We start from the raw sequence: 2218 nt of genomic DNA, 5'->3' as shown, positions 1-2218 counted from the left end.
CTAAAATATCATAAGACATCATTTCAAAATTACCTTTTATATATGTAAGTGGTGTATTTATTTCATGAGTAATTCCAGCAGCAAGTGAACCAATTGAAGATAGTTTTGTATTTTTAATTTGTTCTTCTTGATGAATTTTATCTTTTTGTCTACTTCTTTCAACTTCTTCACTAATTTTTAATGCAAGATTTTGATTTAATTCTTGTAATTTTCTTTTATCTTCTAAAGAATCAACAACTAAAACAAAATGGTTTTTATCAGGTAATAAACTAAGAGATATTTCAAGATGTACTTTTGTTTTATCTTTATGAATAAAGATTTTTTCAATTTTTGAAATAGAACCAATCTCTTTTGCTTGTAGAATAATCTTCTTTAATATATTAGATGAGTTTTTTATAATTAAATCAAAGCAAGACATATTAAGTAATTCTTCTTTTGAATATCCTAAATATTTAGTAAACATTGCGTTTGTTTTTAGGAACTTACCTTTTAAATCAATTAAAGCAATTCCATTATTTACATTTTCAAAAATTGCATTGTATTGCCCTACTTGATAATTTAAATCAGAATATAAGTTTTCAATTAGTTTTTTATCACTTATATTATCTAATATCACATGAAAAGCTATAATCTCTTTTTTTTTATTATAAATAGTTTCAAAGTGTGCATGTACCCAATATTTTGAAGCATCTTTTTTTAAGTGAACTAACTCTTTAGAGTATGATTTTCTATCTTTTAATTTTTTAGATATTAATTCAAATACTTTTAACTCTTTATTATGTGAAATCAAGAAGTTATAATCAAATCCTATTATCTCTTCTTTTGTAAAACCAGAAGTTTGACATAACGCTTCACTAACATTTGTAATAATTTTATTTTTATCCATTTTTACAAGCATAATATGTTTATCAATAATTTCTAAACTTTCATCTAAATCTTGAGAACTTTTTTTGATTGTTAAATCTAATATTTTATTTTTATCCAAAATTTTTGTATTTAACTTTGTAAGTGGATTTGATAAAAACAATGATAATAGCACAGAAATCAATAGAATAATTATCATAATAATATATATATACTCTTGTAAGTTTGAAAATAAATCTGCTAATTCATATTCATTCTTATAAATAAATAAAATTATATAATTGTCTTGACTAAGATAAAATCTTTTTGATATAAATGTATTGGATTGAAAAATATTTTCATTTAAAATCTGTTTTTTGTATTTTAAATCCAAAATATCAACTGTTTTATTTGGAAAGTAATATTTTGACCAAGAGTATTTATCATGTAATAAAAAACTACCATCTTTATCTAATATATATATTTTTTCATTAAATGAGTTTTGTAATAAATCAAATATAATTTTTGTATTAAAATCTATAATAATAAATGCATCTTTAGTTCTTATTACAAATTTTATTATACTTTTTAGAGGTTTAGAGATTTCTCCAAAATCATTATTTAAAATTATATTAGAATGCCATATTTCATCCACTTTTAAATTTCTAACACTTTTAAAAAAATTATCGATATTTTTATTTTGAAGATTATTTTTACTAACTAATTGATTTTTAGAATTTAAATTATTAACTCTAATTTCTTCTTTTGCATTTAAATTTAAATATGTAATTTGACTAATATTTTTATTAGAGTTAATTGTTGTTTTAAACATATCTATTAATAATTTTGACTTATTCTTATTTACTGAATAATTCTCTAAAATCTCACTACTACTAATACTTAATAATTCATTTTTTATGGAATCAAGATATATATCTACAATCTTCTTATTAAAAGCAATAGTTTTATTTATATTTTCAATTTCATTTTCTTTAATATGTTGTTTATAAAAACCACTAAATGATAATGATGAGAAAATAAATATTATACTTGAAAATAAGATAAAAGATAAAAATAGTTTTATATAAAATTTTCTTCTCATTTATAACCTTTTATTTGTTCGTCTATCTTTTGATACTAATCGAATATAAAATGTTGTACTATTCTCTTTGTTCTCAAGCCATATCTTTGCACCTATTTTTTCTATTAATAGTTTTACTATATTTAAATTTAGTCCAATATCTTTATTTAATTCTTCATCATAATCATCACTAAAAACTTCATCTATTATTTTTTTTGATTTAGCACTTATATTATCTATATATTTAATAAGTATTTCATTTTCATCATTTATAACACTTATATTAATTTTTCC

General features: G+C 19.7%; 1 protein-coding gene and 1 pseudogene. Both read right to left on the bottom strand.

Annotation, left to right across the window (positions count from 1 at the left end; translation table 11 throughout):
- A partial coding sequence (locus ACERKK_RS12930; RefSeq protein ID WP_373773488.1) for a PAS domain S-box protein occupies window positions 1–1945 on the bottom strand: 1945 nt, incomplete at its 3' end.
- A pseudogene (locus ACERKK_RS12925) lies at window positions 1946–2218 on the bottom strand (hypothetical protein); the annotation flags it as partial.

The sequence above is a fragment of the Poseidonibacter sp. genome (genome assembly GCF_041821165.1).
In the GTDB taxonomy this organism is placed as follows: Bacteria; Campylobacterota; Campylobacteria; order Campylobacterales; family Arcobacteraceae; genus Poseidonibacter.
The sequence above is the reverse complement of the archived record's forward strand: the minus strand, read 5'-3'. Positions and strand labels throughout refer to the sequence as shown.